The 20,957-nt window shown below is 68.0% G+C and carries 19 protein-coding genes and 1 riboswitch; of the genes, 9 read left to right on the forward strand and 10 right to left on the reverse strand.

Annotation, left to right across the window (positions count from 1 at the left end; genetic code table 11):
• Positions 1–333 precede the first annotated feature (333 nt).
• The 3 genes from msrB to LC039_RS06595 form a co-directional block, all read right to left on the reverse strand.
• Positions 334–795, reverse strand: a complete 462-nt coding sequence (msrB, locus tag LC039_RS06585; protein WP_226622480.1) for a peptide-methionine (R)-S-oxide reductase MsrB — start codon at positions 793–795, stop codon at positions 334–336.
• A gap of 443 nt (positions 796–1,238) precedes the next feature.
• Positions 1,239–1,943, reverse strand: a complete 705-nt coding sequence (locus LC039_RS06590; protein ID WP_226622482.1) for an anti-sigma factor domain-containing protein — start codon at positions 1,941–1,943, stop codon at positions 1,239–1,241.
• Positions 1,928–2,431: a sigma-70 family RNA polymerase sigma factor gene (locus LC039_RS06595; protein WP_226623201.1), complete on the reverse strand. Its 504-nt coding sequence runs from the start codon at positions 2,429–2,431 to the stop codon at positions 1,928–1,930. The genes LC039_RS06590 and LC039_RS06595 overlap by 16 nt, the downstream gene beginning before the upstream one ends.
• Positions 2,432–2,709: 278 nt before the next feature.
• Between LC039_RS06595 and cobS the strand changes: the two genes are divergently transcribed.
• From cobS to LC039_RS06625, 6 genes are all read left to right on the forward strand, one after another.
• Positions 2,710–3,696 (forward strand): cobaltochelatase subunit CobS, encoded by a 987-nt coding sequence (cobS, locus tag LC039_RS06600; protein WP_092430064.1) that lies wholly within the window; start codon positions 2,710–2,712, stop codon positions 3,694–3,696.
• 147 nt (positions 3,697–3,843) lie between these two features.
• Positions 3,844–4,539: an aspartate/glutamate racemase family protein gene (locus LC039_RS06605; RefSeq protein ID WP_226622483.1), complete on the forward strand. Its 696-nt coding sequence runs from the start codon at positions 3,844–3,846 to the stop codon at positions 4,537–4,539.
• Entirely contained in the window at positions 4,536–4,880 is a 345-nt protein-coding gene (locus LC039_RS06610) for a hypothetical protein (protein ID WP_226622485.1), read from the forward strand. Before LC039_RS06605 ends, LC039_RS06610 begins: the two co-directional genes overlap by 4 nt.
• Before the next feature lie 90 nt (positions 4,881–4,970).
• Positions 4,971–6,848: a cobaltochelatase subunit CobT gene (cobT, locus tag LC039_RS06615; RefSeq protein WP_226622491.1), complete on the forward strand. Its 1,878-nt coding sequence runs from the start codon at positions 4,971–4,973 to the stop codon at positions 6,846–6,848.
• Positions 6,849–7,023: 175 nt separating this feature from the next.
• Complete coding sequence (locus tag LC039_RS06620) at positions 7,024–8,802, forward strand: aminopeptidase P family protein (RefSeq protein WP_226622492.1); 1,779 nt, start codon at positions 7,024–7,026, stop codon at positions 8,800–8,802.
• Positions 8,803–8,858: 56 nt separating this feature from the next.
• The gene (locus LC039_RS06625) at positions 8,859–9,203 is read left to right on the forward strand and encodes a DUF427 domain-containing protein (RefSeq protein WP_226622494.1); all 345 of its coding nucleotides are present in this window, start codon (positions 8,859–8,861) and stop codon (positions 9,201–9,203) included.
• Between the two features lie 74 nt (positions 9,204–9,277).
• Here the strand turns inward: LC039_RS06625 and LC039_RS26815 are convergent, their stop codons facing one another.
• Complete coding sequence (locus LC039_RS26815; RefSeq protein ID WP_264179471.1) at positions 9,278–9,751, reverse strand: MarR family winged helix-turn-helix transcriptional regulator; 474 nt, start codon at positions 9,749–9,751, stop codon at positions 9,278–9,280.
• A 103-nt stretch (positions 9,752–9,854) separates the two neighbouring features.
• Between LC039_RS26815 and LC039_RS06635 the strand changes: the two genes are divergently transcribed.
• The gene (locus LC039_RS06635; protein WP_226622495.1) at positions 9,855–10,283 is read left to right on the forward strand and encodes an organic hydroperoxide resistance protein; all 429 of its coding nucleotides are present in this window, start codon (positions 9,855–9,857) and stop codon (positions 10,281–10,283) included.
• A 111-nt stretch (positions 10,284–10,394) separates the two neighbouring features.
• Here LC039_RS06635 and LC039_RS06640 read toward each other — a convergent pair whose 3' ends face one another.
• Entirely contained in the window at positions 10,395–10,928 is a 534-nt protein-coding gene (locus LC039_RS06640) for a GNAT family N-acetyltransferase (RefSeq protein WP_226622497.1), read from the reverse strand.
• 42 nt (positions 10,929–10,970) lie between these two features.
• The gene (locus LC039_RS06645; protein ID WP_226622499.1) at positions 10,971–12,647 is read right to left on the reverse strand and encodes a chloride channel protein; all 1,677 of its coding nucleotides are present in this window, start codon (positions 12,645–12,647) and stop codon (positions 10,971–10,973) included.
• A gap of 73 nt (positions 12,648–12,720) precedes the next feature.
• Between LC039_RS06645 and LC039_RS06650 the strand changes: the two genes are divergently transcribed.
• Positions 12,721–14,094 (forward strand): FAD-binding oxidoreductase, encoded by a 1,374-nt coding sequence (locus tag LC039_RS06650; RefSeq protein ID WP_226622505.1) that lies wholly within the window; start codon positions 12,721–12,723, stop codon positions 14,092–14,094.
• Positions 14,095–14,149: 55 nt separating this feature from the next.
• Here the strand turns inward: LC039_RS06650 and LC039_RS06655 are convergent, their stop codons facing one another.
• The 4 genes from LC039_RS06655 to metZ all read right to left on the reverse strand — a co-directional run bounded on the left by LC039_RS06655 (position 14,150) and on the right by metZ (position 18,543).
• Positions 14,150–15,598, reverse strand: a complete 1,449-nt coding sequence (locus tag LC039_RS06655; protein ID WP_226622507.1) for a TrkH family potassium uptake protein — start codon at positions 15,596–15,598, stop codon at positions 14,150–14,152.
• A 57-nt stretch (positions 15,599–15,655) separates the two neighbouring features.
• Positions 15,656–15,895, reverse strand: a complete 240-nt coding sequence (locus tag LC039_RS06660) for a hypothetical protein (protein ID WP_226622509.1) — start codon at positions 15,893–15,895, stop codon at positions 15,656–15,658.
• Between the two features lie 201 nt (positions 15,896–16,096).
• The gene (gene folE2, locus LC039_RS06665; protein WP_226622510.1) at positions 16,097–17,197 is read right to left on the reverse strand and encodes a GTP cyclohydrolase FolE2; all 1,101 of its coding nucleotides are present in this window, start codon (positions 17,195–17,197) and stop codon (positions 16,097–16,099) included.
• Between the two features lie 161 nt (positions 17,198–17,358).
• Positions 17,359–18,543 carry an O-succinylhomoserine sulfhydrylase gene (metZ, locus tag LC039_RS06670; protein WP_226622512.1) on the reverse strand — a complete coding sequence of 395 codons (1,185 nt, stop codon included), beginning with the start codon at positions 18,541–18,543 and terminating at the stop codon, positions 17,359–17,361.
• Positions 18,544–18,620: 77 nt separating this feature from the next.
• Positions 18,621–18,697: riboswitch (SAM riboswitch) on the reverse strand.
• Between the two features lie 148 nt (positions 18,698–18,845).
• Between metZ and LC039_RS06675 the strand changes: the two genes are divergently transcribed.
• Positions 18,846–20,714, forward strand: coding sequence for a monovalent cation:proton antiporter-2 (CPA2) family protein (locus tag LC039_RS06675; RefSeq protein ID WP_226622514.1), 1,869 nt, complete (start codon positions 18,846–18,848; stop codon positions 20,712–20,714).
• The last annotated feature ends 243 nt before the right edge of the window (positions 20,715–20,957 follow it).

Consider the following 20,957-nt stretch of genomic DNA (forward strand, 5'->3'; position numbering starts at 1 on the left):
CTGAGTTCGGCCCTGCGTTCACAGACCGCCCTCAAGCTTCCGATTTCCCCATTCCGCAGAGGTCGCGTAAATTCACAACCTATTGGTGTGAATTTCTCGACACATTCCCCAAGGTTGTGCTAGCCTACCTGCGTACGGCCACAGTTTCCCGGCCGGACAAACGTGACGCGAGCTCCCTGTCGTGTCCACTCACGGACCAAGACGGCCTGCACACCGCTCCCCCTGGATGTGCAGGCCTCTTGGGAAACTCCCCCCCCGCATCCCCCGCACCCGACCTGGCTGGCCCACCCAGCCAGGTCGGGACTTCCGCAGTCGGGACGTCCGCAAGGCAGCTCAGGCCGGCACGAAGCGCAGCGCGATGCCATTGATGCAATGGCGCTTGCCGGTGGGCGGCGGGCCGTCGTCGAAGACATGCCCCATGTGCGAGCCGCAGCGGCGGCAATGGCACTCGGTCCGGGTCATGAAGAACGACCGGTCGGGCCTCAGGCCGATGGCACCCGGCAGCGCCTCGTAGAAGGACGGCCAGCCGGTGCCGCTGTCGAATTTCGCCGCCGAGCTGTAGAGCGGCAGGTCGCAGCCCTTGCAGTGAAACAGGCCGCTGCGCTTCTCCCTGTCGAGCGGCGAGCTGAACGCACGCTCGGTGCCCGCCTCGCGCAGCACCTTGTATTCGGCAGGTGACAGGCGCGCGCGCCACTCTTCGGGGCTGCGGGTGATCTCGAACGCCGATTGCGCGCGGGCCGAGCCGTTTGACGCGAGCACGGCCGCGAGACCCGCGAGGACTCCTCTGCGTTTCATCGTCTCCTCCCCTTTTCCTCCGCCCCAAGAGATGCGCTCCCGGCCCGACCGAGGTCAAGCCGGGAGCCTGCGCACCGCCGGGGGATCCGGCACGGAAACGATCACTTTTTACACTTTCCGGTCCGCAGCGGTGCAGCTCCCTCCCGGCCGCCCCGCTTGCGCGGTGGGGCTGCGACGGCCGGGAGGGCCGGTCACCGGACCGCGCAGACGCGGCCACGGCGATGCGCGAGGTCCCTTCGGCGCGCACCCCGCTCCGCCGCGGCGGCAGGCAACGCCTGCGGAGCGTGGTTCGGAGTGCGCTGCGAATGGGCCGTCCGGGGACGTCCTCGACGCAGAACAATCCCGCCTTCTGCGAGCGGGATCAGGCGAAGTCACGCGGCATGGGGACAAAGAGTTTCAGCCGAGGCGTCACACCCACGTGAGGCACCGTGCCCCCGGAGACTTCACTCCGGCGCCAGCCGCCCCAGCGCAATCACCGGCCCGGTGGGCCGGCCCGTGGGGGATCCGCCCGGCGGCTCTTCGGAAAGGGCGATGGCGGCTCCGGAGAGCTGGCGCGCAAGCGCCGGGGGCAGATCGAGGACAGTCTCTGCCCCCTCCGTCAGCACCCCCAGCGAGACCGGCGCCCCCGCGCTGTCCGACAGCAGCCAGAGCTCAAGTGCCCGGTCTGAGGGAAGCTCGCCGGCCTCGCGGCGCACCGTGAGCCTGCGGCTCCGCGGCGCGTAGTCGGCCTGCAGCGCGAGCCCCTGCACGCCAGCGACCAGCCGGGCGTGCAGCTCCGGCCCGGTGCCGCCCGGCGTCATCACGCCCGAGACCATCGCGGCCCAGGCGATCCCGGCCGCAGCGACGGCGCCCAGAAGGTAGGGCGCGAGCTGCCGCCAAAGCGGCACGCGCGGGGCGCGATGAAGCCGTGCCTCGACGCGCGGCCAGAGTCCTTCGGGAGGCGTGACTTCGGGAATATCGGCAGTCAGCGCGGCGAAACAGGCTTGCCAGCTGGCAACCTCTTCGCGCAGACCGGCGTCCCGCGCCAGCAGCGCTTCGAAGGCCTGCGTCTCGGCCTCGGGCAGCAAGCCCAGCACGTATTCCGCCGCGGTCGCCTCCACCCCGTCAGGCGGGTCTGGCTGCGGCCCGCCGGTCATCGGCTCAGGCACTCCCGCAGGCTCATCAGGCTGCGCCGCAGCCAGGTCCTGACGGTGTTGAGCTTGACCCCGGTGGCCTCCGACAGCTCGGCATAGGTGGCGCCCTCGAGATAGGCCCGCCGCACCATCTCGGCGCGGTCGGGTGGCAGCTCGTCCATGCAGAGCGCCAGCGCCTGCACCTCGTCGCGCGCCTCGGCCTGCTGCGCCGGGCCGGGCGCCGGGTCGGCGAAACGGTCGTCGATCTCGAGCGGCTGCACCACCCGCCCCGCGCCGCTGCGGCGGCGACGATCAACGGCGGCATTGCGCGCCAGGGTGATCAGCCAGGTCATCGGCGAGTAGCCGTTGACCTGGTACTTGCCGGCATTGTTCCAGACCTTGAGGTAGGTGTCCTGCAGCGCCTCCTCGGCCAGCGCCCGGTCCTGCAGCACCCGCAGGCAGACCCCGAAGAGCTTGGCCGAGGTGCGCTCGTAGAGCCGGGCAAAGGCGGCGCGGTCGGCCATGGCGACGCGCGCGATCAGCTCCTCGATGTCGGGATGGGGGGACGTCGCCACGTAGGATGCCTGCCATTATCGTGTTCTGCCGCGAGCGTATCGCCCGAAAGGGTCGCGGCGCAAACACAAACCGCCCCGGCTCTGCCCGGCATCGCGGCCCGCCTGCACGTCTCCCGCCCCGCATGGCCGGGCCGGTGACAAAGCCCGCCGCGGCCCCCTTGCCCTTGCCCGCGATATGGGGCACGACGGTGCGCAAGAATTTCTAACGACCGGACAGGGGCACGACCATGGCGGATGGCACGATCGACATCAATGCGAAACCCACCGAGGAAATCTCGGTCCGCGAGGTGTTCGGCATCGACACGGACATGGTGGTGCACGGCTTCCCCGACCGCACCGATCGCGTTCCGGATCTCGACAGCACCTACAAGTTCGACCCCGACACCACGCTGGCGATCCTCGCGGGCTTCCGCAACAACCGCCGGGTGATGATCCAGGGCTACCACGGCACCGGCAAGTCGACCCACATCGAGCAGGTCGCCTCGCGCCTCAACTGGCCCTGCGTGCGCGTCAACCTCGACAGCCACATCTCCCGGATCGACCTCATCGGCAAGGACGCGATCAAGCTGGTCGACGGCAAGCAGGTCACCCAGTTCCAGGAAGGCATCCTGCCCTGGGCGCTGCGCAACCCCACCGCCATCGTCTTCGACGAATATGACGCGGGCCGCGCCGACGTGATGTTCGTGATCCAGCGCGTGCTGGAGACCGACGGCAAGCTGACCCTCCTGGACCAGAACCAGGTGATCACGCCGCACAAGTACTTCCGCATCTTCGCCACCGCCAACACCGTCGGCCTTGGCGACACCACGGGCCTCTACCACGGCACCCAGCAGATCAACCAGGGCCAGATGGACCGCTGGAGCCTCGTGGCGACGCTGAACTACCTCAGCATCGACGCCGAGGTGAACATCGTGCTCAGCAAGGCGCCGCATTACAACAACGAGAAGGGCCGCAAGACCATCCGCCAGATGGTCACCGTCGCGGACTTCACCCGCCGCGCCTTCATGAACGGCGAGCTGTCGACGGTGATGTCGCCGCGGACGGTGATCGCCTGGGCGGCCAACGCCGAGATCTTCCGCAACGTCGGCTACGCCTTCCGCCTGTCGTTCCTCAACAAGTGCGACGAGCTCGAGCGCCAGACCGTGGCCGAGTTCTACCAGCGCTGCTTCGACGAGGAACTGCCGGAGAGCGCCGCCTCGCTGTCGCTGGTCTGAGACCGGCCCCGGCGGCAGGCGGGGGGCGCTGCCCCCGCCCGCTGACGCGGACTTCCCCGGGATGTTTTCGCCATGCGGAAACTGGCAAACGCAAAAGAGGGGCGCGGGCCGCGAGGTCTGCGCCCCTTTGGGTGAGGAGGAGCGAAAATGGCCAAGCCACTCCATATCGGATTGATCGGCGGCATCGGCGTTGCGGCCACGGTGGTCTATTACCAGCGGCTCTGCGCCGCGGTGAGCGCCATGGGCCTGCCGCTCGAGCTGACGCTCGTGCAGGCCGACGTGCAGGAACTGATCCGCAACAACCTCGCCGACAACCGCGACGCGCAGGCCAAGGTCTACGCCCGGCTCATCGACCGGCTGGCGGCGGCGGGCTGCGACTGCGCGGCGATCACCTCGCTCGGCGGGCACTTCTGCTTCGACGAGACCGTGGCACGCGCCGCGCTGCCGCTAATCTCCGCCGTGGCGCCGCTCGATGAGTTCTTCGCCGCCGAGGGCCTGCACCGCGTCGGCCTGCTGGGCACCCGCGTGGTGATGCGCACGCGGCTCTACGGGCAGCTGGCGCGCACCGAGGCGGTGGCGCTCGACGCCGAGACCGAAGCCCTCGGCCAGCGCTACCAGGACATGGCCGTCGCCGGGACCTGCTCCGACGAGGACCGCGCCGTCTTCTTCGACGCCGGGCGGCGGATGACAGACGAAATGGGCGCGCAGGCCATCGTGCTTGCCGGCACCGATCTCAACCTCGCCTTCGACGGCAGCCACGATCCCGGCTACCGGGTGATCGACGCGCTCGACGTCCATGTGGACGTGCTGGCAGGACTCGCCACCGGGAGGACCATGCTGTGAACAAACCCTTGCTTGCCATCCTCCTGCTCGCCTCCGGCGCGGCCCAGGCCGAGGGAGAAAGCGCCGCCGATTGTGCCGCGCTCTGGCAGGGCGTGGCGCTCGAGGCGGCCGACAACCCGAACCTCTCGGGCTCGCCGGAGAGCGCCAGCCTGCTCGCCCGCCAGTTCAGCGTCACCGCCGCCTCCGAGGGGCTGTCGGGCCCGCCGCTGCGCCGCGCCATCCTCGACGCCCTGCCCGGATACCGGCTGCTCTACCGCGGGGTGATCGCCGGGGACGCAGAGAGCCAGGAGGCCTTCGATGCGCTGTCCGAGGCCTGCAGCGGGCTGCTCGCGCAGAGCTGAGCCGCGCGGCGGCACCCGCAGCCGCTCTGCGGGCGCCATCATGCGCATCTCCTCTTGCCAATTGCCCGCCACGGCGCGAAACCTGTGCCCATGGCACGCGACACCGACAACCCCGCAGATCCGTTCAAGAAGGCCCTGGCCGAGGCCACCAAGGTCATGGCCGACGATCCTGAACTCACGGTCAACTATTCCGTCGATCCGGCGGGCGTCTCGGGCGACATCATGCGCCTGCCGCAGGTGTCGCGCCGCATGACCCGCGACGAGGTGCTGCTCGCCCGCGGCACCGCCGACGCGCTGGCATTGCACCGCCGCTACCACGACGGCGCCACCCACACCCGCTACGCACCGCAGGGCGAGATGGCGCGCGAGCTCTACGAGGCGATGGAGACCGCCCGCTGCGAGGCGATGGGCGCGCGCGACATGCCCGGCACCGCCGGCAATATCGACGCCAAGATCGGCCACGAGGCCGCGCGCCGCGGCTACGGGCAGATCACCCAGGCCTCCGAGGCGCCGCTGCCGGTGGCCGCGGGCTACATGATCCGCCACCTCGCCACCGGGCGCGATCTGCCCAAGGACGCCGCCCACGTGATGGAACTGTGGCGCGGCTTCATCGAGGACCAGGCGGGCGGCACGCTCGAGGATCTGCAGGCCAAGCTGTCGGACCAGGCGGCCTTTGCCCGCTTCGCGCGGCAGATCATCACCGACCTCGGCTACGGCGACCAGCTCGGCGAGGATCCGGACCAGCTCGACGACGAGGCGCAGGACGAGGCCGAGCCCGGCACCGAGGAGGACCAGGAACCCGATTCGACCGGCCAGGACGAGCAGGACCAGGACGAGGCGGAAGCCTCGCCTGAACAGTCCCAGGAACAGACCCAGGACCAGAGCCAGGCGCAGGTCTCGGCCGACGAGATGGCCGACCAGGAGATGGGCGAGGAGGCCGAGCTGCCCGAGGGCGACGCGCCGATGGAGCCGCCGCCCCCCGCCCCCGTGTCGGAGGCCGACCCGGGCTACAAGGTCTACGATTCGACCCACGACGAGGAAATCCTCGCCGAGGAGCTGGCCGAGCCGCAGGAGCTGGAGCGCCTGCGCGCCTATCTCGACCAGCAGCTCGAGCCGCTGAAGGGCGCGGTCTCGCGCCTCGCCAACAAGCTGCAGCGGCGACTGCAGGCGCAGCAGAACCGCTCGTGGGAGTTCGACAAGGAAGAGGGCGTGCTGGACGCCGGCCGCCTCGCCCGCGTCGTCGCCAACCCCACCACGCCGCTGTCGTTCAAGGTCGAGAAGGACACCGAGTTCCGCGACACCGTGGTGACCCTGCTGATCGACAACTCCGGCTCGATGCGGGGCCGCCCGATCTCGATCGCGGCGATCTGCGCAGACGTGCTGGCGCGCACCCTCGAGCGCTGCTCGGTGAAGGTCGAGATCCTCGGCTTCACCACCCGCGCCTGGAAGGGCGGGCTGGCGCGCGAGAAGTGGCTCGCCGAGGGCCGCGAGCAGCAGCCGGGGCGCCTGAACGACCTGCGTCACATCATCTACAAGAGCGCCGACTCGCCCTGGCGCCGGGTCCGCGACAACCTCGGGCTAATGATGAAGGAAGGCCTGCTGAAGGAGAACATCGACGGCGAGGCGCTGGAATGGGCGCACAAGCGCATGGCGCACCGCCCCGAGGCCCGCAAGATCCTCATGGTGATCTCCGACGGCGCGCCGGTGGACGATTCCACGCTCTCGGTAAATCCCGCCAACTACCTCGAGAAGCACCTGCGCGACGTGATCGCCATGGTCGAGCGCAAGAAGCAGGTCGAACTGCTGGCGATCGGCATCGGCCACGACGTGACCCGCTACTACGAGCGCGCGGTGACCATCACCGACGTCGAGCAGCTGGCCGGCGCGATGACCGAACAGCTTGCCGCGCTCTTCGATTCCGATCCGCGGGCGCGAGCCCGCGTCATGGGCATCAAGCGCGCGGGCTGACGCCTCGGAACCGAGGGGCCAGCCTCTCGGGCTCCCCGGGATATTTCCATCTGGACGAAGGGCGCATCACCTCGGGCTTCGTCTGGACGAAAATACCCCGGGGTGAATTGCCGCGACGCGGCAAGAGGGGCAGCGCCCCTCCCCCGCTTTTGACATGACTTCAGGAGACCTCCGCATGTTCCAGACATTCGAGCAGAGCGCTTCCCCCGAACAGGGCCCGCCGCGGCTGGCCGCGCTGCGCGCCGAGCTGGCGTCCGAGGGGCTCGACGGCTTTCTCGTGCCGCGCGCCGATGCGCATCAGGGCGAATATGTCGCGCCGCACGACGACCGGCTGGCCTGGCTCACCGGCTTCACCGGCTCGGCGGGCTATTGCGTGGCCCTGACAGACAAGGCCGGAGTCTTCGTCGATGGACGCTACCGGGTGCAGGTCAAGGCGCAGGTGGCGCCGGAGTTCACCCCGGTCGACTGGCCCGAGGTCGGGCTCGCCGAGTGGATCGCCGAGGCGCTGCCCGGGGGCGGCACCGTGGGCCTCGATCCGTGGCTGTTCTCGGTCGACCAGATGCGCGGGCTGGAACGCGGGCTCGGCGCGGTGGACCTGCGGCTCTGCGACAACCTCGTGGACCGGGTCTGGGCCGATCAGCCGGAGCCGCCGATGGGCGCGGTCTTTGCCCAGCCGGTGGAGCTGGCGGGCGAGGCGCATGAAGACAAGATCGTCCGGCTCGCCAAGGAGCTGGGCAAGGCCGGTGCCTGCGTGATCACCCTGCCCGACAGCCTCGCCTGGCTGCTCAACATCCGCGGCTCTGACGTGCCGCGCAACCCAGTGCCGCACGGCTTTGCCATCCTGCACGCCGCGGGCCGGGTCACGCTCTTCATGGCGGCGCAGAAGCTCGACGGGCTGGCTGGTCACCTCGGGCCGCTGGTCGAGCTGCGCGCGCCGGAGGACTTCGTGCCGGCGCTGGAGGCGCTCGAGGGCACGGTGCAGATCGACCCCGCCACCTGCCCCGTCGCGGTGCAGACGGCACTGAAGGGCTGCGAGATCACCGAGGCCCCCGACCCCTGCCTCCTGCCGAAGGCGCGCAAGAACGCCGCCGAGCTGGCGGGATCGCGCGCGGCGCACCTGCGCGACGGCGCGGCCATGGTGCGTTTCCTGCATTGGGTCGACAGCCAGACCCCGGGCGCGTTCACCGAGATCGATGCGGTGGTGGCGCTCGAGGAGGAGCGCCGCGCCACCAATGCGCTGCGCGATATCTCCTTCGAGACCATCTCGGGCACCGGCCCCAATGGCGCCATCGTGCACTACCGGGTGACCGAGGCGACCAACCGCACCACCCGGCCGAACGAACTGCTGCTGATCGACAGCGGCGGGCAATATGTCGACGGCACCACCGACATCACCCGCACCATGGTACTGGGCGAGGCCGGGGACGAGGAGAGGGACGCCTTCACCCGCGTGCTCAAGGGGATGATCGCGCTGTCGCGGCTGCGCTTCCCGGCGGGGCTCGCAGGGCGCGACATCGACGTGCTGGCGCGGGCCGCGCTCTGGGAGGCGGGGCTCGACTACGGCCATGGCACCGGCCACGGCGTCGGCGCCTACCTGTCGGTGCACGAGGGGCCGCAGCGCATCGCCCGCACCGGCACCGTGCCGCTGGAACCGGGGATGATCCTTTCGAACGAGCCGGGCTTCTATCGGGAGGGATCTTATGGTATCCGCATCGAGAACCTCATCGCGGTGGAACCCGCGCCCCCCCTTCCCGGCCAGACCGTTGCGAAGATGCTTCGCTTCGAAACGCTGACATGGGTGCCGATCGACCGGCGCCTGATCGAGACGGGGCTGCTGACCGCCGCGGAACGCGACTGGCTCAACGGTTACCACGCCGAGGTTTTGACACGCATCGCTCCGCTTGTCTCAGGCGCCGTGCGGGACTGGCTCGAAGCGGCCTGCGCGCCGCTTTGACACAGGACTGTCGCATCGGCGCTGGTATATGATGGGCGGACAACGGGAGACAGATTATGTTGAAACAGATTGCCGTCCGCCCGGCCACGGGCACTTGGGTCATCCGCGCCGGCGGGGCCGTGCTCGGTGAAAGCAGCCGCGCGCTGGAGCTGACCGAGGGCGACAAGCCCCAGACCATCTACTTCCCGCGCGAGGACGTGGCGATGGCCTTCCTCGAGCCGAGCGACTACCGCAGCACCAGCGCTGCCCTCGGCGACGCCGAGCACTTCCACATCGCGTCGAAGAGCCGCAGCTACGACAACGCGGTGTACTCCTACATCGATCCGAAGCCCGAGGCAGCGGACATCAAGGGGTACCTGGCCTTCGACCTGCAGGATGGCGTGGCCGTCGAACAGGTCTGAGCGCCTGGGCGCCGACACATGAAAAGGCCGGTCCCGCGGGACCGGCCTTTTCATGTCCGGAGCCTGCCTGCGCCCTACCCCTTGCGCAGGTTGTCCCGCAGGCGGCTCACCTGGTCGCGCAGGGTCAGCAACTCCTCGACGCTCATGCCGCTCTGCTCGGCAATGCAGCCCGCGATATGCGCGCTGCGTCCATGCATCTGCTGCCCCTCCCCGGTGAGCGCGATGCGCACCTGCCGCTCGTCCTCTGCGTCGCGACGGCGGGTCAACAGCCCCATTGTCTCGAGCCGCTTCAGCAATGGGGTCAGCGTGCTCGACTCGAGCTGCAACTGGCGAGACAGCATGCCGACGGTCGGCGGCGCCTCGGCGGCCCACAGCGCGCTCATCACGAGGTACTGCGGATAGGTCAGCCCGAGCTTTTCCAGATGCGGACGGTAGGCCTGGCTCATGGCGTGGACTGCCGAGTAGAGCGAAAAGCAGACCATGTCCTGCGGCGAAAGCGCCTGCGGTGCGGTCGTCCCGGAGTCTGTTGGCGTGGAGGTCTGGGTCATGCGCCGAATATAAATCGCGCGCGATCCTTTCTCAAGCGATTGACTTTCCGATGGGCAGAAATATATATCGTGCACGATTTAATCGACCGCAAAGGATTATCCCATGTCTCTCGATGTGAAATACCGGACCGAAGCGCAGGCCTCCGGCAGCGGCCGCGACGGGGTGACCAGGCTCGCCTCGGGCATGCTGACCGTGACGATGAACAGCCCCAAGGAGCTGGGCGGTTCGGGCAAGGGGCACAACCCCGAAGAGCTGTTTGCCATGGGCTATGCCGCCTGCTTCCTCAGTGCCATGCGCTTCGTGGCGCAGGCCGAGAAGCTGGGCAACGTGCCCGCCGACGCGACCGTCGATGCGCAGGTGGCCATCGGCGCCCTGCCCGAGGGCGGCTTCGGGCTGGCGGTGACGCTGATCGCGAAGATGCCGGGGCTGGAGCGCGACGTCGCCGAGGCAATCCTCGCACGCGCGCATGAGGTCTGCCCCTATTCCAACGCCACCCGCGGCAATATCGAGGTGAACCTCGAGCTGGCCTGAGGCCCGGTTTTGAAAGACGATAAAGCCTCGCGGATACCCGCGAGGCTTTTGGCGCCGGCAAGACCGCGCGCCCTGGCCGTGCTCCCTGTCCGTGTGCCCTGTCCGTCGCGCCTAGGACGGCGTCCGGCCCGGGGCATCCCGCAGCCGTCCCATGACATGCGAGTCGATGAGGACGCCGCCGCGCAGGGCATCTCCACGCCGCGTGCCCTCGATCTCGAAGCCGTGCCGCTGGTAGAGGCGGATCGCGGCGAGATTGTCGACGTTCACGTCGAGCTCCAACCGTCTCAGGCCCAGCCAGTTGTCGGCAATGTCGATGAGCGCCTGCAGGATCGCCGCGCCGTAGCCGCGTCCCACGTGATCGTCGTGGACGATGAGAAAGACCTCGCCCACATGAGAGCGCCGCCGTTGTCCCGGAATCAGGCCACCCTCGGCAACGACGGTCTTCAGCCCATCCCCCGCGTCGATCACCCCGACGAGGAAGTGATTGCTGCCGCTCGCCGCGAGCCGTCGTTCGACACGGCTCCGTGAATCATACGGCATGCGCAGGGTGCCATGGCGCACGCCGGGGAGATTGCCGATCTCCGCGAGAGCCTCGGCATCTCCCGGCTCGGCGGCGCGGATGGTCAGCATCGGAAACTCGGTCACTCTGTCACTCCCATCGAGGTGGCGCCTCGGCAGGCCGCCGTCTCAGCTATGCTCTTCTTCCGCCGTCGCCGCCAGCGCGCGATTGTAGGCCTTGAGCGCGTCGACGTGGAAGAGCGCACCCTGCAGCACCGGCGCGTCATCGGGTCCGCTGCGGGTCACCACCGGCAGGTAGGCCACGCCGGATTTGTCGAAGAGCGGCAGCGCCGCCTCTAGCGTCGCCTGCGCGTTGAGGAAGAGCCCCTGCTCGATCATCCGCAGGCAGGCGGCCTCGTCCGCGGCGCCGTCGTCATTGGGTCTGCGCATCACCCCCTGCACCCGGAACATCGCCAGCAGGTAGGCCTGCGGCCCGGCGGCGAGGTGGACGTTGCGCTTCTCGAGCTGCGACAGGAAGAAGCTGCGGTCGACCAGCCGCGAGGCCAGCGCGGTGGACATCGACACCGAGACCATCACCGCCAGCCCGGTCTGCCAGTCACCCGTCAGCTCGAAGACGATGAGCGTGGTGGAAATCGGCGCGCCCAGCACGGCGGCCGCCACCGCCCCCATGCCCGCCAGCGCGTAGAGCGTGAAGACCGAGCTCTGCTCGGGGAAGATCCCGGTCGCGATATGGCCGAAGGTCAGCCCGGTCAGCGCCCCGACCATCAGCGAGGGCGAGAAGACCCCGCCGCCCATGCGCCCGGCCATGGTGATCGACACCGCCGCCACCTTCACCGCCGCGAAGAGGAAGGCCTCGCTCAGGGTGAGCTGCCCCGAAAGCGCGCGCGAGGTGGTCTCGTAGCCGACGCCGATGATGTGCGGAAAGGCGATGGCGATGGCCCCGAGCAGCAGGCCCGCGACCGCCGGGCGCAGCCAGTGCGGCAGGCCGAGCTTGTTCTGGATCGCCGTGCCGACGCCATCGGACCAGAACAGAGTCTTGATCATCAGCACCGCCACCAGCCCGCAGACCAGGCCCATCAGGAAGAAGGCGGGCAGCTCGAGGTAGAACTGCACCGTGGTGGTGCCGGGCAGCACGAACTCGGTGACGTCGCCGAAGTAGAGCCGGTTGATCACCGTGCCGGCGGCGCTGGCCACCACGATCGGCGCAAAGGCATGCAGGGCGAAGTGGCGCAGGATCACCTCGAGCCCGAAGAGCGCGCCTGCGATGGGCGCGTTGAAGCTGGCCGAGACCGCCGCCGCCACGGCGCAGCCCAGAAGGTCGCGCCCGGTGATGCCGTCGACGCGCAGCAGGTTCGACACCGACGAAGCGATCATTGCCGCGATATGCACCACCGGCCCCTCGCGCCCGGTCGAGCCGCCGGTCGACAGGGTGATCCACGAGCAGAGCGCCGAGGCGATGCCCGCCTTCTTCTCGACCCGCCCGTCGTTCAGCGCCGCGCCCTCGATCACGTCCGAGACGCTGCGCACCCGCCCGTCGGGGGTGAACTTCTGCAAGATGAGCCCGACCACCGCGCCGCCCGCCACCGGGATCAGCAGCACGTAGATCCAGGGCAGCGTCTGCGCGAAGCTGGCCAGCAGGTTCACGTCCTCGGTGCCGTAGACGAAGGCCTGCAGCCTGTGGATCGCGAGCCGGAAGAGCAGCGCCGCGAAGCCCGAGGCGGCCCCCACCAGCAGCGCGATCACCCAGAAGGTGACCTGTCCCGGCCCCTTGTGGCGCAGCGTGTCCCACCCGCGGCTGCAAAGGGCGCGCGTCTCGCGCCACTGATCGGCAATCTGGTGCGGCATTCCTCGGTCCCATGGCTTTCGCAGGGCGCGCGGCGGGGATAAGGTCGCCCCGATTTTCCACGGAGGTTTCTCTATGTCCGTCGCCGAAGCCCTGGAGGCTCTTGATGCCTTCCTAGGCGAACGATTCACCCGCTCCAAGTCCGAACTGGAGCAGCATGGCCGTTCTGAGTCCTATTTCCCACTCACCCTGCCGGATGGGGTCGCCTATCCCGAAACCGCCGAAGAGGTGCAGCGCATCGTGCAGATCTGCGCCGAGCACGGCTGCCCGGTGATCGGCTGGGGCGCCGGCAGCTCGCTCGAGGGCCACGGCCAGGCGGTGAAGGGCGGCGTCGTCGTCGATTTCACCCGCATGAACAAGGTGCTCGAAATCCGGCCCGCCGACATGGACGTGACCATCCAGCCCGGCGTCACCCGCGAGGCGCTGAACGAGGAACTGCGCGCCACCGGCCTGTTCTTCCCGGTCGACCCCGGTGCCAATGCCACGCTCGGCGGCATGGCGATGACCCGCGCCTCGGGCACCACCACGGTGCGCTACGGCTCGATGCGGGACAACGTGCTGGGGCTGAAGGCGGTGCTGGCCGACGGGCGGGTCATCCATACCGGCACCCGCGCCCGCAAGTCGGCGGCGGGCTATGACCTCACCGCGCTCTTCGTCGGCTCGGAGGGCACGCTCGGCCTCGTCACCGAGCTGACCCTGCGCCTGCATGGCATCCCGGAGGCGGTCTCGGCGGGCATCTGCGCCTTCCCCGACATGGGCAGCGCGGTCACGGCGGTGATGGAGACCATCCAGATGGGCATCCCCATGGCCCGCATCGAGTTCGTCGACGCCGCCACCGCCCGCGCCTTCTCGGCCTACTCGGGCATGGAAATGGCAGACAGCCCGCACCTGCTTGTGGAGTTCAACGGCTCGCCCGAGAGCGTGACGCAGGACGCAGAGCGCTTCGCCGAGATCGTCGCCGACAATGGCGGCAGCCCCTTCGAGTGGTCGACCCGCGAGGAGGAGCGCCGGGCGCTCTGGGCGCTGCGGCACAACGGCTATTACGCGATCCTCGCCTCGCGCAAGGGCGCGCGGGCGGTGGTGACCGATATCTGCGTGCCGATCTCGCGCCTCGCCGAGGCGGTCGAGGAGACGCAGGCCGACATCGCGGCGAGCGGCATCCCCGGCCCGATCCTCGGCCATGTCGGCGACGGCAACTTCCACGCCATCCTGCTGCTCGATCCCGACAAGCCCGAGGACCTCGCCGAGGCCAAGCGCCTGTCGCACCGCATGGCCGAGCGCGCCCTGCGCATGGGCGGCACCTGCACCGGCGAGCACGGCGTGGGCCACGGCAAGCTGGCCTACATGGCGCAGGAGCACGGCGACGGCTGGAGCGTGATGGGCGATCTCAAGCGCGCGCTCGATCCGCAGAACATCATGAACCCCGGCAAGCTGGTGCCTCAGGATTGAAACGCGAAAGGCCGGGCCCCGAGGGACCCGGCCTTTTCACTGCAGGCGCCCGGGGTCAGCCGCGCCAGAACCGAACGGTGAACAGCACGAAGACCGCCATGATCTCCAGCCGGCCGACCAGCATGGCGAAGGACAGCATCCATTTGGCGGTGTCGTTCAGCGTGGCGAAGTTGCCCGCCGGGCCGATGATGTCGCCGAGCCCCGGACCGACGTTGGCCAGTGCAGTCGCCGCGCCGGACAGCGAGGTCACGAAGTCGAGCCCGGTGAAGCCGAGCGCCACCGACAGCACCCCCAGCGAGACCACGAAGAAGACGAAATACGCCATCACCGAGCTCAGCACGTCGTCGGCCACCGGGCGACCGTCGAAGCGCGGGGTGAAGACGCCATGCGGCGCACGGATGCGTTTGAGCTGCACCCGGATCGAGGCGAAGAGCAGCTGGTAGCGGAAGATCTTCACCGAACAGGCGGTGGAGCCGGCGCAACCGCCGATCAGCCCGATGAAGAAGAACAGCGTGATGAGGAACGGCCCCCAGCCCATGTAGTCCACCGAGGCATAGCCGGTGCCCGAGATGATCGAGCTGATGTTGAACAGCGACTCGCGGATCGCCTGCTCTGGGTGGTGCGGAAACTGGAACACCAGCGTCACGCTCATCACCGCCACCAGCGCGAGGATGGTGCCGAAGAAGGCGCGCACCTGGCTGTCCTTCCAGATCGCGACGTGGTTGCCGTTGAGCATCTGCACGTAGCGCACGAAGGGCAGCGCGGCGGCGATCATGAAGAAGGCCGCGACGTATTCCGCCGGCCCCTGGAAGGTGCCGAAGGAGGCGTCGTAATTGGCGAACCCCCCGGTCGAGAGCGTGGTCAGCGCATGCACCGTGGCATCGAAGGCGTCCATGCCGCAGACCATGTAGGCGGCCGCGCAGGCCAGCGTCATGCCGACGTAGATGGTCGAGATCGACGAGGCGATCTCGGTGGCGCGGGGCAGGATCTTGCCCATGGTCTCAAAGGCCTCGGAGCGGAAGATCTGCATGCCGCCCACCCGCAGCTCGGGCAGGAAGACCATGGCCACCACGATGATCCCGATGCCGCCCAGCCATTGCAGGATGCCGCGCCACAGCAGGATGCCCTTGGGCATGTCGTCGAGCCCGGTGAACACCGTGGAGCCGGTGGTTGTGATCCCCGACATGGCTTCGAAGAAGGCATCGACGATGCGCGCCTCGGTGGCGCCGAGCATGAAGGGGATGCCGCCGAAGAAGGGCAGGACCACCCAGGCCCCGACGGTCAGCAGGAAGGTCTGCTGCAGGGTCAGCCCGTGGCGCCCGGCATTGGCGCAGGCCAGGCTCACGAGACCCCCGATGAGCATGGTGATCAGCGCGCTTTCCAGGAAGACGTGCCAATGCCCCCGCCCCTCGGCGATGTCCACGAGGAACGGAACCAGCATGCAGCCGCCGAGCGTGGTGACGAGAAGGCCAAGAACGTAGGCGACGGGGCGGACATCGAACATGCGCAGAGCCTTCGCCCGGCGCCGCCTGCCTGTCAAGCGCCGCGCCGCGGCACCGGGTCAGTCGCCGAAGAGGTCGCGGAAGACATGTGGCAGGATCTGCTCACGGGTCAGCCCCATCTCGGCCAGCCGCTCGTCGCTCTGGCTTTCCAGCACGAGGATTTCGTGCATCCGAGCCCGGCGCAGGCCATAGGCATTGATGCCCTGCCCCACGCCCAGGAAATAGGCGTCGATCTTGGCGCGCAGCGAGCCGCGCCCCATGCCGATCGTGACGTTGTCTGCGCTGCTGCTCGTCGCCATGCGGAGACCTCCGGTGGGTTGCCTGCCCTCCCGCTGTCAGCATGGGGGCGCGGCGTCCGGAAATCATGAAGGCCCGCGCAGAAATTGCCGCAACGCAGCAAAATGCCGCCGGAGTAACCGGCGGCATCGGGGAAATGCTCAGGATTGCAGCACGGTCCGAGGCGCGAAGCCCCTCAGCCACGGTGCACCAGCCCTTGTTTCTTAGCCCTGGTGGATCAGGCTCGGCAGCAGCGTTGGATCGAGACTGGTCTGCGCGAAGGTCGGCCCTTGGGTCAGCACCGCCACCGCATCGTGCGAGTGCAGGCTCTCCTGGTGGCTGCAGAGCACACGGAAGTCGCCGATGCGCTCGTCGCCGGCCATCGCCTCGGCGAAAAGACGCGCGGCATCCTCGACGAAGATCGGGTTGGCGGCATTGAGCTCGGCGAAGGCCTGCTCGTCCTCGCGCTTGACCATGACCTGCGTCTCGGTCGGCACCGCGGCGCGGCACAGGCCCACGAGATCCTCGAACCACAGGCAGTCGTCGCTGTCGTCCTGCAGCACCACCGAGACGCGCGCCACCGAGCGCTGCGAGTGCGGCGTGGCAAGCTGGCCGCGGAACTGGCGGGCGTGCTCGGAGAGCTCCAGCGAGCAGGGGCAGGTCGAGCTGTAGACGTAGTCGAGATGCGCAATGCGCTGGCGCACGCCATCGGTCTCGACCAGTTCCAGCGCAAGATCATAATACTGGTAGCCCGACAGACCGGAGCGCAGGCTCTTCATCGTCATCGGGAAGGAGAAGCGCATCTGGATGCGCGCGTCGAAGCTTTCGAGGTCGGACTTGTAGTCGTCCAGCGCCGCCTCGATCACCCCGAAGCTGAAGTTCTTCTCGGCGTGGGTGTAGAAGCTGCGCATGATGCGCGACATGTTGATGCCCTTCTTGTCGGCCTCGAGGCTGACCGTGCCGGTCACCGAGGTCTCGAGCATGAGGGACTTGCCATCCTTCAGCCGGTAGCTGATGGGCAGGCGGAAGTTGGAAATGCCGACGTGCTGGATGCGCACATTCTCGCCACGGATCAGCGAGGCCGGACCGTTCTGCAGGTCGGGCAGCGAGGTCTTGTAGGCATCGTCGACCGAGAATCCTTCGGGATACTGGCGCGAAAAGATCGGGTAATCCTGGGAAGCACCGAGAAGCTTCAGAAGGGCCGGGTCGAGTTCGGTAATTTCACGATCGTCAGCTGCCTCAGTCCATTGGCGAAGCACGGCCAGGGCGGCCTCGGCCTCGTCGCGGCTGGGGTTACGGTCAACTACTGGCGAATACACATTCATGTCCTGCCCTCCCAGGCGGGGGTTCGTTCAACGTACTTAAGATGTTTTACCGAAAAAACCACCATTTAAGACCCTTATACGGGCGCACATATACTTTTGGATCATCTATTGCGGGCAAAAATGTGGCCGGGCAATTGTTAATTGTCCCGGCCGCCTAAAAATTACGCCACGTCAATAGCTTGTTGAATATCTGCAACAAGATCGACCGTGGCCTCGATGCCGACCGACAAGCGGATCAGACCGTCACCGATGCCAAGCCCCTGACGCTGCTCGGGAGACAGCCGCTGGTGGGTGGTTGTGGCCGGGTGCGTGGCGATGGACTTGGCGTCGCCGAGGTTGTTCGAGATCAGGATCACCTTGAGCGCGTTGCAGAAGCGGAAGGCCGCCTCTTTTCCGCCTTCAATCTCGAAAGCGACCATCGTGCCCCCTGCCCCGAGCTGGCGCTGCGCCAGCGCGTGCTGCGGGTGGCTGTCCAGCCCCGGGTAGCTGACGCGGGTCACCTTGGGGTGGCCGGTTACCGCCCTGGCAATTGCCTCGGCAGAGGCGGTCTGGGCGCGCACCCGCAGGTCGATGGTCTCCAGACCCTTGAGCATGACCCAGGCGGTGAACGGGCTCATCGAGCCGCCGGTGTGCTTCATGTAGGGCTCGATCACGCCGCGGATGATCTCACGCGAGCCGAGGATCACGCCGCCCAGCGTGCGGCCCTGGCCGTCGATGTGCTTGGTGGCGGAATAGACCACCACGTCGGCGCCCTGCTCGATGGCGCGGCTGTAAACCGGGGTCGAGAACACGTTGTCGACGACCACCTTGGCGCCGACCGCATGGGCGAGCTTGGCCACCGCCTCGATGTCCACCAGCTCCAGCGTCGGGTTCGACATGCTCTCGAAGAACACCAGCTCGGCGCCCGGCTTCAGCGCCTCTTCCCATTGCGCCAGATCGGCACCGTCGACGAAGACCACCTCGACACCGAAGCGGGTCAGGATGGTCTCGAGCACGTAAAGGCAGGAGCCGAACAGCGCGCGCGCCGCGACGACGCGGTCCCCGGCCTTGAGCATGGCGGTCAGCGCGCCCGAGACGGCGGCCATGCCGGAAGCGGTGGCAAAGGCATCCTCGGCGCCTTCCAGCAGCGCGATGCGCTCTTCGAACATGGCGACGGTGGGGTTGCCGTAGCGGGCATAGATGTACTCGTCCGCCTCGGTCTTGATGAAGCGCGCCTCGGCCTGCTCGGCGCTGTCATAGGCGAAGCCCTGGGTGAGGAAGATGGCCTCGCTCAGTTCCCCCCACTGGCTGCGCTTGGTGCCGCCATGGACCAGCTCGGTCCGCGATGCCTTCTTGAAATCTGCCATGATCTTCCACCTTTCTGTGTCCCGGGCGATCCTGTTGCGCCGGAAATGAAAAAGCCCCGTCCGCGGTCAAGCGAAAGGGGCTCTCTCGTCCGACCTTTTAGCGGCATGTTTTACGTGGCCCGCAATCCGTCAACAAATCGCCACGGCGCGGAGATACGCCCCCTCTGCCTTCCGGTCAAGCACGACGAGGCCCGGTGCGCGACGACACAGCCCGGGCCGGTGCCGCGCGGAGTCTTGTGTTTTCCCGCGGTCCCCCGTCATCATGCCATGCAACGGCAGTCACCAAGCAGGCAAGGTCCGACATGGAAAGCGCGCTCTTCCAAGCCTCTATCTATCTCGCTGCGGCGGTGATCGCGGTGCCCATCGCGACCCGGCTGGGGCTCGGCTCGGTGCTGGGCTACCTGCTCGCGGGGATCATCATCGGGCCGGGGCTGCACCTCGTGTCCCATACCGACGACCTGCGCCATTTCGCCGAGTTCGGCGTGGTGATGATGCTCTTCATCATCGGGCTCGAGCTGGAGCCGCGCGCGCTGTGGGACATGCGGCACCGGCTGATCGGGCTGGGAGGGCTGCAGATCCTGCTGACCATGGCGGCTGTCACCGCCGTGACCCTGTGGCTGGGCTCGATCTGGACCACCGCCGTGGCCGCAGGCATGGTCTTCGCGCTCTCGTCGACGGCCATCGTGCTGCAGACGCTGTCGGAAAAGGGGCTGATGCAGACCGCCGGCGGGCGCTCGGCCTTCTCGGTGCTGCTGACCCAGGACATCGCGGTGATCCCGATGCTCATCCTGCTGCCGCTGCTCGGCGCGCCGCTGGCCTCCTCGATCAGCCCGGACGGGGCGATCCAGGTCGCCGAACAGGGCCACGACGCGCATGGCATGTCGCTGGTCGAGGGGCTGCCCGGCTGGGCCGTGGCGCTGGTCACGCTTGGTGCCATCGCCCTGATCATCGTCGCCGGCATCTACGGCGCCCGGCCGCTGTTCCGGCACATCAGCGCCTCGCACCTGCCCGAGATGTTCACCGCCGTGGCGCTGCTGATCGTCGTCGGCATCGCCTTCCTGATGGGGCTGGTGGGCCTCTCCCCCGCCCTGGGCACCTTCCTCGCCGGGGTGGTGCTCGCCAACTCCGAGTTCCGCCACCAGCTCGAGAGCGACATCGAACCCTTCAAGGGGCTCCTGCTGGGGCTCTTCTTCATCACCGTCGGCGCCGGGCTCAACTTTCAGGACTTCCTGCGCGAGCCCTTCGTGCTGCTCGGCATCACGCTGGGGCTGATCCTGGTGAAAGGTGCGATCCTGCACGTGCTGGGCGGGCTCTTCCACCTCAAGGGCCGCGACCGCATGCTGTTCACCCTGTCGCTGGCGCAGGCGGGCGAATTCGGCTTCGTGCTGATCTCCTTCGCGCTGCAGCAGAACGTGATGACCGAGGCCTTCGGCCAGCGCCTGCTGATGGTGGTGGCCCTGTCGATGCTCATCACCCCGGCGCTGTTCATCCTCTACGACAAGCTCTCGGCCAAGTTCGACACCAAGGCCGACGCCCGCCCGCACGACAAGATCGACCGCGAGGGGCCGATCATCCTGGCGGGGATCGGGCGCTTCGGGCAGATCGTCAACCGGCTTGTGCAGAGCTCGGGCTACCAGACCGTGGTGATCGACCACGACATGCAGACCATCGAGCTGATGCGGAAATTCGGGGTGAAGGGCTTCTTCGGCGACCCCACCCGCCCCGAGCTGCTGCACGCGGCGGGCATCTCCAAGGCAAAAGTGCTGGTCGCCGCGCTCGACGATCCCAAGGCCACCACCAAGCTCGTGCGCTTCGCCAAGCGCATCCGGCCCGACATCTTCATCATCGCCCGCGCCCGCGACCGCACCCATGTCTACGAGCTCTACCAGGCCGGGGCCGACAAGATCGTGCGCGAGATGTTCGACAGCTCGCTGCGTGCCGGGCGCTACGTGCTCGAACAGGTCGGACTGAGCGACTACGAGGCGGCGATCGCCGAGGAGACCTTCTACCACCACGACCGCGAAACCATGCGCGAGCTGGCGACGCTTTGGGATCCGAGCATGCCGCCGTCGCAGAACCCGGCCTATGTGAAGCGCGCCCGCGAACTGGAAAAAGACCTCGAAACAGCGCTCTACACGGCGCTGGAATCACAGCGTCACGACGCGGCCTGAGGCAGCCAGAGCCGGAAGAACGGGATCCCATCGCATGCAATGACCAGATTTTTCCCTTATTCGACATGCAGATAGCCTAAAATTGAGGCGAATTGCCGCATGCGACAGTATACCTCGCGGGAATGTCATCACGAGATGCGGATTCGCCAATGCTGCGGGTGCAGCATTGGTCTATGCGGAGCGGGCCGGAGGTGGACCAAGACCCGCGCACGCGGCGCCGGCCCCGTCCCGCCCTCCGGTCGA

This window comes from Alloyangia pacifica, from assembly GCF_020524285.1.
In the GTDB taxonomy this organism is placed as follows: domain Bacteria; phylum Pseudomonadota; class Alphaproteobacteria; order Rhodobacterales; family Rhodobacteraceae; genus Salipiger; species Salipiger pacificus_B.

Excerpts from the sequence above, each read along its gene's own strand:
- msrB (WP_226622480.1), bottom strand. The coding sequence starts at position 795 with ATGAAACGCAGAGGAGTCCTCGCGGGTCTCGCGGCCGTGCTCGCGTCA.
- LC039_RS06595 (WP_226623201.1), bottom strand. The coding sequence starts at position 2,431 with ATGGCCGACCGCGCCGCCTTTGCCCGGCTCTACGAGCGCACCTCGGCC.
- cobS (WP_092430064.1), top strand. The coding sequence starts at position 2,710 with ATGGCGGATGGCACGATCGACATCAATGCGAAACCCACCGAGGAAATC.
- LC039_RS06605 (WP_226622483.1), top strand. The coding sequence starts at position 3,844 with ATGGCCAAGCCACTCCATATCGGATTGATCGGCGGCATCGGCGTTGCG.
- cobT (WP_226622491.1), top strand. The coding sequence starts at position 4,971 with ATGGCACGCGACACCGACAACCCCGCAGATCCGTTCAAGAAGGCCCTG.
- LC039_RS06620 (WP_226622492.1), top strand. The coding sequence starts at position 7,024 with ATGTTCCAGACATTCGAGCAGAGCGCTTCCCCCGAACAGGGCCCGCCG.
- LC039_RS06625 (WP_226622494.1), top strand. The coding sequence starts at position 8,859 with ATGTTGAAACAGATTGCCGTCCGCCCGGCCACGGGCACTTGGGTCATC.
- LC039_RS26815 (WP_264179471.1), bottom strand. The coding sequence starts at position 9,751 with ATGACCCAGACCTCCACGCCAACAGACTCCGGGACGACCGCACCGCAG.
- LC039_RS06635 (WP_226622495.1), top strand. The coding sequence starts at position 9,855 with ATGTCTCTCGATGTGAAATACCGGACCGAAGCGCAGGCCTCCGGCAGC.
- LC039_RS06645 (WP_226622499.1), bottom strand. The coding sequence starts at position 12,647 with ATGCCGCACCAGATTGCCGATCAGTGGCGCGAGACGCGCGCCCTTTGC.
- LC039_RS06650 (WP_226622505.1), top strand. The coding sequence starts at position 12,721 with ATGTCCGTCGCCGAAGCCCTGGAGGCTCTTGATGCCTTCCTAGGCGAA.
- LC039_RS06655 (WP_226622507.1), bottom strand. The coding sequence starts at position 15,598 with ATGTTCGATGTCCGCCCCGTCGCCTACGTTCTTGGCCTTCTCGTCACC.
- LC039_RS06660 (WP_226622509.1), bottom strand. The coding sequence starts at position 15,895 with ATGGCGACGAGCAGCAGCGCAGACAACGTCACGATCGGCATGGGGCGC.
- folE2 (WP_226622510.1), bottom strand. The coding sequence starts at position 17,197 with ATGAATGTGTATTCGCCAGTAGTTGACCGTAACCCCAGCCGCGACGAG.
- metZ (WP_226622512.1), bottom strand. The coding sequence starts at position 18,543 with ATGGCAGATTTCAAGAAGGCATCGCGGACCGAGCTGGTCCATGGCGGC.
- LC039_RS06675 (WP_226622514.1), top strand. The coding sequence starts at position 18,846 with ATGGAAAGCGCGCTCTTCCAAGCCTCTATCTATCTCGCTGCGGCGGTG.